Origin of the sequence: Pontibacter pudoricolor, from assembly GCF_010092985.1 — a bacterium.
GTDB classification, from domain to species: domain Bacteria; phylum Bacteroidota; class Bacteroidia; order Cytophagales; family Hymenobacteraceae; genus Pontibacter; species Pontibacter pudoricolor.
The window spans coordinates 1,693,584-1,710,376 of record NZ_CP048106.1; the positions used below are offsets into that span (position 1 = coordinate 1,693,584).

The following is a 16,793-nucleotide window of genomic DNA, read 5'->3' on the forward strand; positions in this document are numbered from 1 at the left end:
TTATATTTACTCCAACCGCTGTATTAAGCTAATTTACCTAACCTTTATTAACCTGTATGAAGAAGAAATTACAATCCTTCGTCGTATTACTGCTCCTTTCCGGCAGCCTGGCACATGCGCAGGCACCTAAGGACCCGGTAGTAGAGAACATTGTGAAAGAAGCCACTGAAAACTCGCAGCTTGAAGTGCTGGCGCACGAGTTGCTGGATGGCATCGGCCCACGCCTGGTAGGCACGCCGGAAATGCAGCAGGCCCACGACTGGGCAGTAGCAAAGTATAAAACATGGGGAATTGATGCCCGTAACGAACAGTGGGGCGAATGGCGCGGCTGGCAACGTGGTATTACGCACATTGATATGGTGCACCCACGCCTGCAAACCCTTGATGGCGTGCAGCTGGCCTGGAACCCGGGCACAAAAGGCAAAGGTGTAACTGCTGAACTGATCATACTTCCGGAGTTTAAAGATTCTATTGCCTTCCAGAAATGGTTGCCGGCAGTTAAAGGCAAACTGGTGATGATCTCGATGAACCAGCCAACAGGCCGCCCGGAGTATAACTGGAAAGAGTTTGCTACCGAAGAATCGATGAAGAAAATGCAGGAAACCAAAGCTGCAGCTACCGAAAACTGGAACAACCGCATCAAAAATACCGGAAAATCAGCCCGTACTTTGCCTTTAGCCCTTGAGAAAGCAGGCGCTGCCGGCGTGGTAACATCTAACTGGTCCGGCGGTTTTGGCGTGAACAAGATATTTGGTGCTTACACCAAAAAAGTCCCTACTGTGGATATTGAACTGGAAGACTATGGTATGTTATACCGCCTGGTAGAGTCTGGTAAAAAACCTCAGATACGCATACAGGCTGAATCCAAAAATCTGAAAAACGCTCCTGCATTTAACACGATTGCTGAGATAAAAGGCACTGAAAAGCCGGAAGAATATGTGATTCTTTCTGCCCACTTCGACTCATGGAACGGTGGTACAGGCGCTACTGACAACGGTACCGGTACTATAGTTATGATGGAAGCTATGCGCATCCTGAAAAAGATGTACCCTAATCCGAAGCGTACTATCCTGGCAGGCCACTGGGGCAGCGAAGAGCAGGGCCTGAACGGCTCACGCGGATTTGTTGCTGATAACCCTCAGATCGTGAAGAACACGCAGGCAGTATTTAACCAGGATAACGGTACCGGCCGTATTGCCAACATATCCGGTCAGGGCTTCCTGCACGCTTACGACTTTATGGGCCGCTGGTTAAACGCAGCTCCAAGAGAGATCACCAGCTCTATCCAGACGCAGTACCCTGGCTTCCCGGGTGGCGGTGGTTCCGACCATGCTTCTTTTGTAGCTGCTGGTATTCCGGCCTTTATGCTTAGCTCCCTGAGCTGGTCTTATGGCAACTATACCTGGCACACCAACCGCGACACCTACGACAAAATAGTGTTTGATGATGTACGCAGCAATGCCATGCTGGTAGCCATACTTGCCTACAGGGCCAGCGAAGAACCTGAACTGGTAAACCGTGAGCGTATAAAGTTACCGGTTAACCCAAGAACAGGTGAACCAACTACCTGGCCTGCTCTCAGAGAGCCTACCCGTAAAGGCGGACTGGACTAAGCGCTGAAACTATATCATTTACAAAACGGGCTACCTCTTCAGGTAGCCCGTTTTATTTAAAAGCTGATCAATCTCATCTTTTCATGCTGACCAACGGCATCCTTTTGCGCTACAGTTATTGGTATTTTTGTGTTCTGACTGGTTATTCAAACAACAGTTGTTCAATACTTAGCACTTCAGCCATGAAAAAGATATTAGTAGCCATAGATTATTCTGAAAACTCCAGGAACGCCCTTCATTATGCTTTTGAAATTGCCCGGTTAGCAGGAGCCGGACTCACGCTGATACATGCCTTTTATCCTGTTATGTCGCCCCCTGCTGCCCACAGCGCAACCGATGTAATACAGGCACTGGAAGAAGGAAAAGGCAGAGCACTGCTTGAGTTTGCCGAACAAAACCGCAAAACCTTAACTACCGAAAGTGGTGAGGCCGGCCGATTTGATGCTGTGCCTGTAAAAGTGATCGCAAAGATGGGTGGTTCTTATGAGAAAATCCTGGAGACGATAGAGCGGCACAACATAGACCTGGTGGTAATGGGCATGCAGGGCGGCGAAGCAGTAAGTCAGGCGCTGGTGGGCAGTACTACTATTTCAGTGATGCAGAAAAGCAGGGTACCGGTGCTGGCTGTGCCCGAAGGGATACCTTTTAACCAGTTTGCAACTATAGTTTTTGCTGTTAACCTGAGTAAACTGAGCACCGGAGCCGACCTTCGTTTTCTGAGCAATTTTGTAAGTGCCTTTAAAGCAAACCTGCAGGTACTGCACCTGTACCGGAACGAGGCGCAACAATCTACCTTTGATGCAACACAGCCGCTACAGCACCTCACAGAGCAGTTTAAAGATATTCCTTATACTATTAATTTTGGTTTGCACGCAGATGTAGCCCGTGGAATCCAGCGTTTTATCCGTACCGAAAAGGCAGACCTCTTAGTACTGGTTCCACAGAAGCACACGATACTGGAAAGACTGCTGGATAAAAGTGTAACAGGCAGGATTACTGCACATCCGTTAGTGGCATTGCTGGCACTTCCATCCGATACCCTGCAGCCTAAAGAGACGAACCCGGAAAGCATGGTAACACAAGGGCAACTATAGGTGATACTGCCGGTAAATTTAAGCTAGCGTCGACAGTATTTCTTTCTTCTCTCCTATTCTTACAATTCAGATTTACAGCGCATTATAAGCAGCAAAATTTCATTGTACCTACATTAAATTATTGCCTTATTTGTAGGATTTTGGAATTCTGAATGTTTAATTGCGGTTAGAATTCTAACTACTACCCAATTTTATCGTTTTGAAAAGTACCAGCATCTCCGCAAAAGAAACCTTTTTTATTGGTTTAATGCTATTTGCCGTTTTCTTCGGCGCAGGCAATCTTATCTTTCCTTTATCGCTTGGCCAGGCCGCCGGCGACCAACTTGTGCCTGCCATTCTGGGCTTTTTATTAACCGGTGTCGGCTTGCCGCTTCTTGGCGTAATTGCCATTGGGATGTCTAAAAACGAAGATGTACAGACCATATCAGCTAAAGTGCACCCGCTTTTCGGTTTGCTTTTTCCAGTTATCATTTACTTAACTATAGGTCCTTTGTTTGCAGTTCCGAGAACGGGTACCGTTTCGTATGAGATCGGGGTTGCGCCGCTCCTGCCTGAAGTGCTGCGAACTACGCCATGGGGTGCATTGCTTTACTCTGCCATTTATTTTGGAATTACCTACCTGCTTTCTCTTAACCCGGGCAAAGTAGTAGATCGCATCGGCAAGATCTTAACGCCTGTGCTGCTTGTTATCCTGTTTGCTTTGCTGGTTGCCAGTATCGCTAATCCGATCGGAACAATACAAGGCCCGCTTGCTGCTTACGAGATCGCCCCGTTCTTTAAGGGTTTCCAGGAAGGTTATCTTACTATGGATACGATCGGCTCCTTTATCTTTGGTCTTATCGTGATCAATGCCATCAGGGCAAAAGGAGTGGATGAACCTAAAAGCATTGCCAAAGTTTGTATTACCGCCGGCCTTATAGCAGCTACCGGTTTGGCATTGGTATATGTAGGACTGGGATATACAGGGGCTACCAGCGTAACAGCGTTGGGTCACGTAGAAAATGGCGGCATCATCATCAGTCAGGTATCGCATTTGCAGTTTGGCATATTTGGCAGCCTCATACTGGGGATAGCGATCATTTTTGCGTGCCTTACTACCAGCGTCGGGCTTATAGTTGCCTGTGCAGCCTACTTTAATAAAATACGCCCTTCAATTTCCTATAAAACCTATGTACTGGTTTTAACTATAGTTAGTGCCCTTATCTCCAATGTTGGCCTTACGCAGATCATCTCGTTTTCAGTGCCAGTACTTGTTGCCATTTACCCTATTGTAATTGTGCTTATTGTGCTCTCGCTGATGGCGGCTATAGTTGGCAAACGCAACAGCATCTATACGTGGTCTGTGTTTTTTACAGGCGTTGTAAGCCTTGTGGATGGGATAAATGCTGCAGGAATTGAACTGGAGATCAGTAAGGTATTTACAGAATATCTTCCGCTCTTCAGTCTGGGTATGGGCTGGCTGGTTCCGGCTATAGTTGGCGGATTAATTGGTTACCTGTTATCGTTACGAAACCCCAAGGTAGTGCTGGCAAGCGAATAGATACACAGCCACTTTTTGGTATAGCAAGGCAGTATAGCAGTTTAGGCTGTTGTGCTGCCTTGTTTATTTTTAGAGCACTCATCAGGAAACAAAAGCGGGTAAACCCACCGTTTTCTGTAACTTTGATCTTTTATTCAGGATACATATAACGTATTGTAACGCCCCTGACCTATGGAACCGATCAGATTAAATAAGTTTATAAGTGATTCCGGCATCTGCTCGCGCCGTGAGGCCGACAAGCTGATTGAGCAGGGCCGCGTAACCGTAAATGGGAAACAGCCTGAGGTTGGGGCTAAAGTTACTGCCAGGGATAAAGTACGTGTTGACGGAAATCTGCTTGAAGCAGATGCGGTAGAGCCTGTTTACCTGCTGCTCAACAAACCACCGGGCATCGAGACTACTACTGACCGTTCGCAGCGCGACAACATCATCAGCTTTGTAAATTATCCGGAACGCATTTTCCCGGTAGGCCGCCTGGATAAAGATTCGGAAGGCCTGATCATCCTGACCAACAACGGCGACATTGTAAACAAGATTCTGCGGGCTGGTAACAACCACGAAAAAGAATACATTGTTACGGTAGATAAGCCCATTAACCAGAACTTTGTAGACCGGATGAGCAATGGCGTTTCGATTCTCGGTGTGAATACCCGAAAGTGTTTTGTAGAGCAGCTGGGGCCAAACAAATTCCGGATCATCCTTACCCAGGGCATGAACCGCCAGATACGCCGCATGACCGAAACGCTGGGCTACGAGGTACAAACCCTGCAGCGAACGCGCATCATGCATTTAACACTGGCTAAAATTCCGCTGGGCCAGTGGCGCGAAATGACAACGCACGAAATTGCCGATATGATGAAGCTGGTAGAAAGCTCTGCTAAAACTGAAACTGCTTCATCGCCTAAGAAGAATAGCAGTATAAGGGAAAGCGGCTCAACATCGAAAAGCAGTAAGCCTAAGCCACGCGGCAGTGCATCCCCTGGCGGGAAACCATCCCGTCCGGGCAGCGCTCCAAAAAGCGGTGGCAAGCCAGCTGCCAGCAAACGCGATAAACCGAAAGCATCATCGAGCAATAGGGGTTCCCGTGGCGCATCAAAAAGCAATACAGGTGGCCGGTCTGGTGGCAGAAGCGGCGCTCCGAAAGGTGGTAAAAGAAGGTAACTAAATTACTCATATATAAACAAAGAACCCGCTTACTATGAAGCGGGTTCTTTGTTTATATATGAGTTTAAGGAATCTGGTTTGCGCTACTTCCTCAGTATTATCTTTATCGTTTTAGATTCGTTTGCGCTTATGATTCGTGCAATGTATAACCCACCTTTAAGGCCATTGCCATCAAGCTCTACATTTACCAGTTCCCCGGCAGTGGCATGTCCCGCTTTCAGTTCCCGGATAAGGTTGCCTTTCAGGTCGTACAGTTCTACGCTATAGTTTCCGGTAGTAAGCAGTTTAAATTCTACTGCACCTTTACTCACGATCGGGTTCGGGAATGCTTTCAACTGGCTGATAGCACTTGTCTCAGTCATAGGCTGAGACTGAACTTCAACAGTCATGGTGGCAGAACAACCATTCTCCTGATCAGTAACTGTTAACGTATAGTCACCCGCCACACTTACCACAGTGTTTTGCTCTGAAGATGTGAAGCCTTCCGGACCTGTCCAACTATAGGTAACATTATCAGTAGTAGAAGAGCCCATCAGTTGCACAGTTCCTGTTTCGCTGTTGAGCGTGCCGCCCTGGGCTGTAATGTTTGGTTCTTCCATGTCAAGTGTTACTACAACCGTATCTGTAACAAAACAGCCTGACACAAGATCTGTTGCTTTTATAATATAAGTACCAGGCTTATCTACAATAGCATTCAGGTAGTGATCTGGGGTTACAAAGTTTCCACCATCGGGAGAGTACCATATGATATTGTTTGCCCCACTCATAGTTGCTTGTAATGTTACTGTCTGCTCTTTACAGGTAAGTACTTTATCAGGGCCGGCATTAACAGATATTTTCGCATAAAACTGCGTTATTTTTATTGATTCACTAGCCTGACAACCTGTAACTGGGTCGGTTATGGTTAATGTATAAGTGCCCTCAACTGTAAAACCTACTGCTGCTTTATCGCTTGTAAATCCATCAGGCCCTGTCCATTTGTATATGGCATTAGCTGTTGTTGTATAGGCTTCAACATGATATACTGGATTATTACAGGTCAGTGGCTGATTTTCCCAAAAATCCTGAATTCGAACAAAAGGAACATCATTACTTAGTGACACAACAACATTATCAGAAGCGGTTAAGCCTGTAGCTGGATCAGTAACGGTTAATGTATAGGTGCCAGCTTGTTGCACTGTAGGTGTAGCAAGAGAAGAGGTAAAACCTCCAACACCAGACCATCTATAAACAGCTCCGGGAGTAGATGAAGAACCATCAAGAGTTACTTCAGTAACAGCACATGTAAGGGTTTTATCAGCTCCGGCACTTGCATGTGGCGGCTCATTTTCTTCCACTTCTTCCTTGCAGAACACGATGTCATCTATCGCGCCGGATCCTGCCAGCATGCCGTGTTCGTTAATGCCATCCAGCACCACTTTCATTTTCATCACCCCTTTGGTGTTGCCCAGATCCACTACCTGCTGGCTCATGTTGCCCAGGCTCTGAATCTTTACCTTGTGCAGCTCGTTGCCAGCCCCATCATACAGGTATACCCACGACTTGTTTTCATATGCATCAAAGTCAAGCGCTTTCATTGAAGTCATGGTCACCGGCCCGATTGCTGAGAAATCCAGGGTTATCTCTCCACCCCAGGCATTGTCATTGGGTTCGGTTCCCAAATCCTGGTTGATGATCAGCACATGTCCCCAGTCTGGTGTATACAGATCCCAGTCATCCCCGGTTGGTGAGGCCGTATTAAAGACAGATGCATGGTTTGCTGTAGCATAGGTACCGTCTTCATTTCGTTTTCTGGCATCAATCAATACCTTGCCACTTAAAGCAGAAGTGGATGTAATCAAGCCGGGTGCTTCCTGAGAAAAACTGAGGGTAGCGCAGGTTGAGGGTGGTGTAACAACTTCTTCCTTGCAGAACATGATGTCATCTATCGCGCCGGATCCTGCCAGCATGCCGTGTTCGTTAATGCCATCCAGCACCACTTTCATTTTCATCACCCCTTTGGTATTGCCTAAATCTACCGTCTGCTGACTCATATTGCCTAGGTTCTCGATCTTAACCTTGTGTAATTCATTCCCCTGGCCATCGTAAAGGTAAACCCACGAGTTATTCTCATATGCATCAAAGTCGAGCGCTTTCATTGAAGTCATGGTGACCGGCCCGATAGCTGAGAAATCCAGGGTCATTTCGCCACCCCAGGCGTTATCGTTAGGTTCCGGGTTCAGGTCCTGGTTGATGATCAGTACATGGCCCCAGTCCGGAGTCCAGAGATCCCAATCGTCGCCTGTTGGTGATGCAGTATTGAAGACAGAAGCATAATTTCCTTCAGCGTATGTGCCATCTGCGTTGCGCATTTTGTTAGAGATGTGCACCACACCAGCACCAGTATTTACAGATTTTATAAAGCCGGTACTGCTGTTCTCAAAATCAATAGTGTTACAAGCAGAAGTCTCTTTTCCTTCCATTTGCTGCGCATGAGCAGTAAAACCCACAGCAGACACGAGCAGCATTATAACCAGAAGGCACTTGTTCTTTATTAAACGCCGTGCAACGGCAGCACTTAGTAAGTAAAATTGTTTCATAGTTAATTATTATGTTAAAATGTTAAAAAAAATAAGCATAGATACTTGTACCCGAGATACTTTAGAGCATATACTCAGTGAGTATTAGTATTGATATACTTTTAATATATAGAAGAGGTTTAATTTGGTTAACAGCTTTATTGGAAGAGTGAATAGGGATGTTATGATAGGGAACGATCAAGTAAAAGCTAATTAGAGGATAAGGGGCTATATTTATAATTGCACTATATTAGCAACAAAGAAAGAAGTTGCCTGTAGAGGCTCTTAACAACTATAAATTCGGAGCTAAATTCTTCAGAATTAAACATAGCACTCTTATGTTACCAACATATAAGTAGCTGGATTCACAGACTATAAGTTTGTTTCACTCATTTCCCAATCTCATAGGTAAACCCATCCTTTTACCTTAATTTTACCGCTTATTTTAAAATGGCGTACACCAAACAGACCAACACAACACGCCATACTTTGCCATGGAACCTAAGAGATTAAATAAATTTATAAGTGACAGCGGTTTTTGCTCCCGTCGCGAAGCAGACCGCCTGATTGAAGAAGAACGTGTAACCGTGAACGGCAAATTACCGGCCCCGGGCGTACTGGTTACTCCTAAAGATAAAGTAAGGATTGACGACCAGATCGTGCGGGTGCGCGAAGAACTACCTGCTTTTCTGGTAGTTAATAAGCCTGCCGGCATGTCTGCCAAATCAGATCCTGAGATACGTGACAATGTGGTGAAGGCGATAAATTACCCGGCTTCGCTGGAGCCGGCAGGTTACATGGAGCGCGGCCACGAAGGCTTGGTTATCCTTAGCAACGACACCGAACTGGTGCGCAAAATCACCCGCTTCGATAACCGTTTCGAGAAAGAGTACATTGTTACCGTTGATAAGATGATAACACCTGAGTTTATTGCCAGGCTGATAGGCGGAGGCGAGAACGACAAAGGTGAAAAGCTGCAGAAAACCTTTATCTCAAAAGAAGGATCGACACGCTTCAGGATCGTGCTTATGCCGGGTACCAACCATAATATTAAGATGCTTTGCGAGGATTTGGGTTACAATGTAGTTCACCTGCAGCGCATCCGCATCGAGACGATTACCTTAACAAAGTTAGCCAGCGGCCATTGGCGAACGCTTACTAAAACAGAAGTTGATCTACTGAGAAGTATTGCAACCAGCAAGGCCCCAAAAGAAGAGTTTGGCAGAAGCCGCGAATCGAAATACGCCTCTGACAGGCCAGCCAGAAGAGATGGAGCACCGCAAACAGCAGGGGCTAACAAAATAAGCAAAGTAGGCACCACACCCCGTATCGGTAAAAGCAAACCAAAGGAAACCAAAGCATCTAAAGGTGGCGCAGCCAGCACTAAGGGCTCCCGTGGCGCCAGTCGCCCAACATCGTCGAGGCCAGGCAGAAGCAACTCAAGCCCAAAACGGGGAAGATAACTATAAAAAGGTGTGGTTTGAGCCACACCTTTTTAGTTTGGAAGTTAGAAAGTTTAGAAGTTAGAATTTTAAGGACCACACAAACTTATAGTTGTTTAGGGAATGAATTCATAATTCAAAACCTATTTCCAGACACCCATTTTGCCTGCCTGGTAATCGCGGAAGGCTTCGTGAATTTCTTCCTCGGTGTTCATGACAAAGGGCCCGTGTGATACCACCGGCTCGTTAAACGGTTTGGCGTGGCCCAGCAAAATGTAACTGTCTTCCAGCGCTTCTACTTTTAACTCTTCACCATCGTTAGTGAACTCAACAAGGTGCAGCTTTTCAGCCGTTTCATCGTTCACTTTTACTGCGCCCCGCACCACATAAAAGAATATATTTCTGTCTAAAGCTATAGTTGTGGTAAAGCTGCTGCCAGCCTGTAGCTCTATGCTCGCCATGTGAATATCGCTCAGCGACGGAATCGGGCCTTTTGTATCTCCCCAACTTCCCGAGATCACATTTACCTTTACTTTACCGTCATCTTCAATTACAACCGGAATGGCATCTTTCTGCAAGCCGATATAGTTTGGTTTGGCCATTTTGTGTTTGGCAGGAAGGTTAAACCATAGTTGCAGAATCTCGAGCGGGCCTCCCTCCTTTTTAAATTTTTCAGAAGATACTTCGGCATGTATCAACCCTGAGCCGGCTGTCATCCACTGCACGCCGCCTGCTTCTATTACATCCTGTCCGCCGCCGGTGTCCTGGTGCATTATGTCGCCATCCAGGATAAAAGTAAGCGTTTCGAAACCACGATGCGGATGCGGGCCAAAGGGCAGTCCGTTATTGCCGGGCTTATACACCTGCGGACCATGGTGATTCAGGAAAAGGAACGGATCGATGTATTCTACTTCGCGGGTTGGCAGCGCACGGTACGTTACCAGGTCACCCATCGGGGCATGTACTGCTTTATGTATCTTTTTGATCTTTCTCATATCGGCTGAACTATAGTTACATCAATGTAGGTACATAAAATTATGTATATTGTTTTAGATTGCTATTACAGGACTATAATTTCCTACTTAAGCATCGCCTGTACTTAACATAAAAATCCCACCAAACTATATTTAGCCTGATGGGATCTTCCGCTACACTGATGGTATAGTATACGGCTATAGTTTATTTCGCGCTAACCTTACGCTCCTGCAGCATTTTAAGCAATTGCTCGGCAGCTGGCTCCGACGATGCAGGGTTCTGCCCTGTTATCAGCAAACCATCGGTCACTACATAGGGTTTCCAGTCAGCGGCTTTGCTATAGTTGCCGCCCAGTTCTTTCAGTTTATCCTCCACTAAAAAAGGAACAATATCGGTCAGTTGCACGGCATCTTCTTCGGAATTGGTAAAGCCGGCTACTTTTTTGCCTTTTACCAGCGGGTCGCCGTTCTGAGCTTTTGCACCTGTTAATACAGCAGGCGCATGGCAAACGGCAGCCACCGGTTTCTCCTGGCGCACAAAGTCCTCTATCAGCTTAATGGAGTCCTTGTCTGTAGCTAAGTCCCATAGCGGACCATGACCGCCCGGGTAAAAAACAGCATCGTAATCTCCGGCTTTTACCTCACTTAACTTGCGGGTATGTGATAGTTTGTGCTGCAGGTCTTCGTCTTCGTAAAAACGCTTGGTAGCAGGAGTTTGCGCATCGGGCTCGGTGCTTTTCGGGTCAATGGGTGGTTGTCCTCCTTTGGGAGAGGCAATGTCAATTTTAACGCCTTCGTCGGCAAGTGTATAATAAGGAGCGGCAAATTCTTCTACCCAGAAACCGGTTTTCTTACCGGTATCTCCAAGTTTGTCATGCGATGTGAGAACGAATAATACTTTCATAGCTTATAGTTTTAAGTTGGTTACCTGAGTTTTATTTCTCTTTTATCTAACCTCTGAGTTGCAGATTAGTTCAGCTTATTTTTTCAGGAGATCAGTAAATCTGCTACCCGGGTTTTATAGTTGCCCTGTCGTGTTGTATTATAAAACTACATATCAAAAGAGGTATTGGCAGCGGTCGGTTCCCAGTTTTGCAGGTCTTCCTCAACCTGTTGCAGTTTTTTTCTTACTGCCGTGATGGCGGTACTACCCAGTGGTAAACGCAATGGCGGATTATCAGCATTCACAACCTGTATTATAACCTGCGCTGCTTTCTGCGGATTGCCTTCCTGCTGGCCTGCATAGCCTAAAATATTATTCTTGAAGACGCGTGCCGTTGCTTCATATTCGGCCATTTCCAGTTTTGCTGCTTTTATGCTGGAGCCGGCAAAGTTTGTACGGAAAGGTCCCGGCTCAACTATAGTTACCTTAATACCCAACGGAGCAACCTCCAGGGCAAGTGCTTCGCTCATGCCTTCTAAAGCAAACTTACTTGCATTATAAACGCCAAACCCGGCTGTAGCCCTGAAACCAGCCGCCGACGACATCTGGATGATCCGGCCACTCCCCTGTCTCCGCATATAAGGCAAAACGGCCTGCGTTACCTGTAGCGCCCCGAAAAAGTTGGTTTCCATCACTTCCCGGTAGTCTTTTATAGTTGCTTCTTCCACAGCTCCCAGAAATCCGAAACCGGCATTGTTTACCAGCACATCCAGCCTTCCGAAGTGTTTAAAAGCAGCTTCTATCGTTGCCTTTACGCCGTCGGGGCTGGTAACATCCATCAGGTAAGCAAAGGTATTGCCCGGCGAAATGTTGTTGAACTCCGCCAGTTGGCTTAGTTGCCTTACAGTACCAATTACCTTGTCGCCGTTGCGGGCAACTTCTTCGGACAGTGTTCGGCCAAACCCACTGGATACTCCTGTTATAAACCAGACTTTCTCGCTCATAGCTGATCAATTTTATACTTCTTCAAACTATATCTATACGGCAAGTTTAACCATTAGAACCATTCTGATTTTTAATCTGCCCGAAAAGGTATAGCCATAAAAAAACAGAGCCAGCTTTACTTAAAGCTGGCTCTGTTCATAACTATAACTATAAATTAGAACTTGTACGACACCGTGGTTACAAACTGGCGTGGTGGAATCGGATTCACGCTATAGTTCTCGTGCACGTAGTAATTAAGCTCGTTTGTAATATTGGAAAGCTTGCCCAGCAACGATAGTTTTTTGTAAGTGTAGCCCATTGATACATCAAACGTCGTGAAGCCATAAACTGCAAACAAGCGATTGTTCAGTGATCTTTCTTTTGTTCCGTCAGGTTTGGTAGCTACAACGTGTGTAGTATTCCAGCCTGCATTCCGTTCGCCGGTGTAAAACCCGGATACTCCGAATTTAAGGCCTTTAAGTGCTGTACTCTGCAATGTATAAAATACTGATCCGTTAGCCGTATGTGCAGGGCTGCTTACTAATCTTTCACCTTCTAAGTAGCTGCCAGTCAAACCGGATGTTTTGGTATAACGCATGTCGTTGTAGCTATAACCCGCCAGGAAAGTCAGGCCGTTATCCAGCGTACCGTTCAGGTCAAGTTCTACGCCATCGCTGGTAGTTTCGCCGGTCAGTTCCTTAATGTTGGATTCGCTGTTTACAGTACCATTCGCTTTAAACTGCGCCATCTGCGCCAGGTTGCTATTCTTAATTCTGTAAACTGTAACGTTAGCAGATAATTTATCCTGCAACAGGTCTGTTTTTATACCTGCCTCATATTGGTCTATGATAGAAGGCTCTAATGCCTGATCATAAATATCGGTGCCTGAGTTTGGCGTAAAGTTGTTTGAGTAACTGGTAAACAGGGAGATGAACGATACCGGCTGGTAAACTAGACCCACACGTGGCGAAAAGGCTCTGTCGTACTTGGTTTTTGTATTCGCGGCAGGTGCTTTTGTGTCCGTTTCAAAGTTATATACATCAGATACTCCCACTCTTTGCACCGACCAGCGTATTCCGCCTAATACTTTAAATTTTTCTGAAAGGCTAAACAGGTTCTGGGCATAAAAACCGATGCGCTGCGTAGGTGCTTCCGTTCTTGTTTTCATGTCTGTAACCGGCTCATAAGTATGAGCTATATATTTGCTCGGGTTTAAGATGTTAATGGTATCATATATTCCACTTTTCTTATTTTCCAATCCCATTAAATCTATATTAAAAGTATGGCTGATGTTCATGTACTGTTCTGCATCAACGCCTACTAACAATTGGTGTCTTATACTTCCGGTTTTAAAATCTCCGTTCAGGTTTACCTGGCCGGTATAATAATCTTCGCCTATTTTAGAGCGGGTCAGTTTACGTTTCCAGTCACCTACTTCATCTGCCTGAATGCGTTCTGTTGAGAAATAGTTGCGGTCAAAAGCCTGGTAAGAACCTACTACATTCAGTTTCCAGGCATCGTTAAAGGTATGGTTTATAGTTGCTGTAGTGGTGGTTTGCTCTACTTCGTTAAAAGCCCATGGCGTGTTAAAAAAAGCAGATCGGGAGATATCTTTTGAGATGGTTTTGCCACCCAACGTACCGATACCAAAGTCTGGGGTAAAATCGTGTGTCATGTAATCGCCTTGTACCAAAATCTCGGTTTTAGCGCCCAGTTTGTAAAGTAATGATGGGTTTACATAAAAGCGCTCTGACTGCACGCTGGTGCGGTAGCTTTCGGCGTTTTCGTAAGTACCCACTACGCGGAAGGCCAGGTTCTTTGTGATCGGGCCGTATACATCGGCCACCGGCTTGTATAGGTTATAGCTGCCAACGCGCATCGAAACTTCGCCACCATAGTTAAATTTAGGCTGCTTGGTTACCATGTTTATCACGGCACCACTGCTTACGTTACCGTATAATAAGGCAGCGCTTCCTTTCAGTACTTCTACCCTTTCCAGTGTGCTGGCTTCCGGTATTACGGCTGAGTTAGAGCGGGCTCCGTTCTTCAAGATGTTGTTAGCACCCAGGTTATAGCCACGGGCAAAAAACGTTTCGGAAGTAGAGCCGCGTGTAGTTCCCAACGACACACCGTTCACGTTTTTAATAACATCGCTCAGTTTAGAGGCCTGCTGGTTTGCAATTACTTCGCTGCCAATTACAGCCATACTTTGCGGCATATCGATCGGGTTGATGGCGATCTTACCCATCTCTACGGGCTTGCGGTTTATGCTTCTGGCACCAGTTACTACTACTTCAGATAATTGTGCCGCACTCTCGTTCAGGGTGAAGTCGATACGAGTGGTTTTGTCAAGTTCTACCGTTACAGTGGTTTCGCGGGGCTCCAGGCCAACAGATGAACAACGTAAGGTATAAGTGCCGGGTTTGATGCCACTAAGGGTAAAACGCCCGTCTTCACCAGTAACAGTGCCCCGGTTAATTTCAGGCAATGCTATAGTTACAAAAGATGCAACCTGGCCATCGCTGGTCGTTACTTTTCCTGAAATGTTTCCTGTCTTTCCGGCTGTATCCGCCATAGCCGATAAGGCAACATGCAGCAAGACAAAGCAAAGCAGCCACTGAAGTTTATAGATATATCGCATATAGATGGTGTGTTTATTTAGACTAATTTTAAATAGCGTGACAAAACAAACACCTATTTAGATTTATTCCAAATAAAAAATACCACCCAATTACATATTAGCTGATAATCAAATATTTATAATAAAAAATTTATTCGGATGTAACAACATGGTTCAGGCTAGCCTTGAAAAATGATAAATAAACTATAGCTACAATTGGTAAACTGCTCTATGGTTGGTGATCTTATTGCCATATAAGTTGGCGAAACATAAAAAGCCAGCCTCTGAAATAAGGCTGGCTTTTTACCGGAAAGTAGTTAGATCAGACTGACTCTGAAACTAGTACAGTTGTCTGTTATCGGTAGCGTCTTGCTTAAGGTTTACCACAACACTACTCTCCGGTTATAGGAACCATCTTTCGTGGTGAAGCGCAGGAAATACATGCCACGGGCCTTGTTCTGGAGTTGCAATACTTCGTTAAACGTCCCAACCTGGCCCCTAAATTCTTGTTGTAAAATAACACTGCCGCGGGCATCCATCAGTTGTATGGTTACATCTGTCCTGTCAGGCAATTCTACTTCCATATTTAACTTGTCTTTTGCCGGGTTCGGGAAGAATACGAATTTGTGTGGTGGCTCATCTTCTTCCACACCGGTTACATTACATTCTGCCGCTACCACTATAGTTTGCGTAGCTGTAGCCGAGCAGCCGCTGCCGTCGGTAAACGTGTACGTTATGGTATGCGCTCCCGCTCCTGCCGTTACCGGATTGAACACTCCGTTGCTTATGCCATTTCCGCTGTATGTGCCGCCGGCAGGTTGCCCGCCGGTTAAGGTCAGCACGTTACTATCTGTACAAACCTTTTCAAAAGCAGACAAAGAAACCGCTGGCGAAGCAGTTATAGTTACTTTAACTACCTCGCTGGTGCTGCTGCAACCACCTGCCGTCACTACCCTTCGGAACCAGGTAGTGTTGCTTAAGTTGCCCGGGCTATAGTTCTGCGAAGTAGCGCCATTAATACTACTGAAACTGGTCCCATCGCTGCTTTGCTGCCATTGGTAACTATAGTTTCCTGATCCGCCGGTTGGTATGCTGCCCTGCAGGTTTGCCACTGCTGTACCGGCACACACGTTCTGGTTACCCGATGAGATGGCATTGTTCCGGATGGCAGATGTTACGTTCACGGCTACCGGCGCTGAGGTTTCAGCACAACTTCCGCTGGATATCCTGACTGTATAGTTGCCGGTAGTGCTAGCGTTATAGTTGGCAGCAGTTGCTCCTGAAATAGCCGTACCGTTGCGCAGCCACTGGTAACTATAGTTGCTCCCTGCTGTTGCTTTTAAGGTTACATAGCCGCCTTCGCAGAAAGTTGTATTGCCTTCTGCTGTTATAGTTGCTTCCGTAATTGTACTCACGTTTACAGCTATAGTTGACGCCCCGGATGCACCGCAGCTACTGTTTGCTGTAACGGTAATATTGCCGCCATTACCCCCTGCCGTTACTTTAACAGCAGATGTTCCCTGCCCTGAGGTGATGGTAAAGCCCGCTGGAATGGTCCAGGTATAGTTCTCAGCGCCGGCAACAGCGTTTATAGTATAACTTAGGTTTGTTGTGCCTGCGCATACAGTAGTATTGCCGCTTATAGTTCCTGGTGTTGCAACTGCCGGAGTTACAGTTATCGTTTTGGTATCGGTTGCGCTGCAGTTATCCTGGTTAACGGTGTAGGATAAAGTATGTGTTCCTACGCCTGCCGTTGCCGGATCAAACAAACCCGCCGCACTCACACCCGTACCCGACCACGTACCGCCCGCCGGACTGAAACCGGATAACGTAAAGGCTGCTGCATTGGCACAAACGCTCTGGGCTGCTCCTGCCACCACGGTTGCCGGTTTATTAACAGTAATTTTTACAGGAGATGAGG

The 16,793-nt window shown here is 46.2% G+C and carries 11 protein-coding genes; 5 read left to right on the forward strand and 6 right to left on the reverse strand.

What is annotated here, in order from left to right:
- The first annotated feature begins 56 nt into the window (after positions 1–56).
- The 4 genes from GSQ66_RS07270 (at position 57) to rluF (ending at position 5,408) form a co-directional block, all read left to right on the forward strand.
- Positions 57–1,613 carry a M20/M25/M40 family metallo-hydrolase gene (locus tag GSQ66_RS07270; protein WP_162426853.1) on the forward strand — a complete coding sequence of 519 codons (1,557 nt, stop codon included), beginning with the start codon at positions 57–59 and terminating at the stop codon, positions 1,611–1,613.
- 182 nt (positions 1,614–1,795) lie between these two features.
- Positions 1,796–2,707 carry a universal stress protein gene (locus tag GSQ66_RS07275; protein ID WP_162426854.1) on the forward strand — a complete coding sequence of 304 codons (912 nt, stop codon included), beginning with the start codon at positions 1,796–1,798 and terminating at the stop codon, positions 2,705–2,707.
- Positions 2,708–2,906: 199 nt separating this feature from the next.
- Entirely contained in the window at positions 2,907–4,247 is a 1,341-nt protein-coding gene (gene brnQ / locus GSQ66_RS07280) for a branched-chain amino acid transport system II carrier protein (protein WP_162426855.1), read from the forward strand.
- Positions 4,248–4,418: 171 nt separating this feature from the next.
- Entirely contained in the window at positions 4,419–5,408 is a 990-nt protein-coding gene (gene rluF / locus GSQ66_RS07285) for a 23S rRNA pseudouridine(2604) synthase RluF (RefSeq protein ID WP_162426856.1), read from the forward strand.
- 86 nt (positions 5,409–5,494) lie between these two features.
- Here rluF and GSQ66_RS07290 read toward each other — a convergent pair whose 3' ends face one another.
- A complete protein-coding gene (locus tag GSQ66_RS07290; RefSeq protein ID WP_162426857.1) occupies positions 5,495–7,990 on the reverse strand; it encodes a T9SS type A sorting domain-containing protein in 2,496 nt (831 codons plus the stop codon).
- A 473-nt stretch (positions 7,991–8,463) separates the two neighbouring features.
- On the opposite strand from GSQ66_RS07290, the gene GSQ66_RS07295 reads away from it, so the two are divergent.
- A complete protein-coding gene (locus tag GSQ66_RS07295) occupies positions 8,464–9,432 on the forward strand; it encodes a S4 domain-containing protein (RefSeq protein WP_162426858.1) in 969 nt (322 codons plus the stop codon).
- Between the two features lie 122 nt (positions 9,433–9,554).
- On the opposite strand, the gene GSQ66_RS07300 is transcribed toward GSQ66_RS07295, so the two are convergent.
- The 5 genes from GSQ66_RS07300 to GSQ66_RS07320 form a co-directional block, all read right to left on the reverse strand.
- Complete coding sequence (locus GSQ66_RS07300) at positions 9,555–10,406, reverse strand: pirin family protein (protein WP_162426859.1); 852 nt, start codon at positions 10,404–10,406, stop codon at positions 9,555–9,557.
- Positions 10,407–10,590: 184 nt separating this feature from the next.
- Complete coding sequence (locus GSQ66_RS07305) at positions 10,591–11,289, reverse strand: type 1 glutamine amidotransferase domain-containing protein (RefSeq protein ID WP_162426860.1); 699 nt, start codon at positions 11,287–11,289, stop codon at positions 10,591–10,593.
- 146 nt (positions 11,290–11,435) lie between these two features.
- The gene (locus GSQ66_RS07310) at positions 11,436–12,272 is read right to left on the reverse strand and encodes an oxidoreductase (protein ID WP_162426861.1); all 837 of its coding nucleotides are present in this window, start codon (positions 12,270–12,272) and stop codon (positions 11,436–11,438) included.
- A 155-nt stretch (positions 12,273–12,427) separates the two neighbouring features.
- Positions 12,428–14,893: a TonB-dependent receptor gene (locus GSQ66_RS07315; RefSeq protein ID WP_162426862.1), complete on the reverse strand. Its 2,466-nt coding sequence runs from the start codon at positions 14,891–14,893 to the stop codon at positions 12,428–12,430.
- A gap of 359 nt (positions 14,894–15,252) precedes the next feature.
- On the reverse strand, positions 15,253–16,749 hold the full coding sequence (locus GSQ66_RS07320) for a T9SS type A sorting domain-containing protein (protein ID WP_162426863.1): 1,497 nt from the start codon (positions 16,747–16,749) through the stop codon (positions 15,253–15,255).
- Positions 16,750–16,793: the final 44 nt, after the last annotated feature.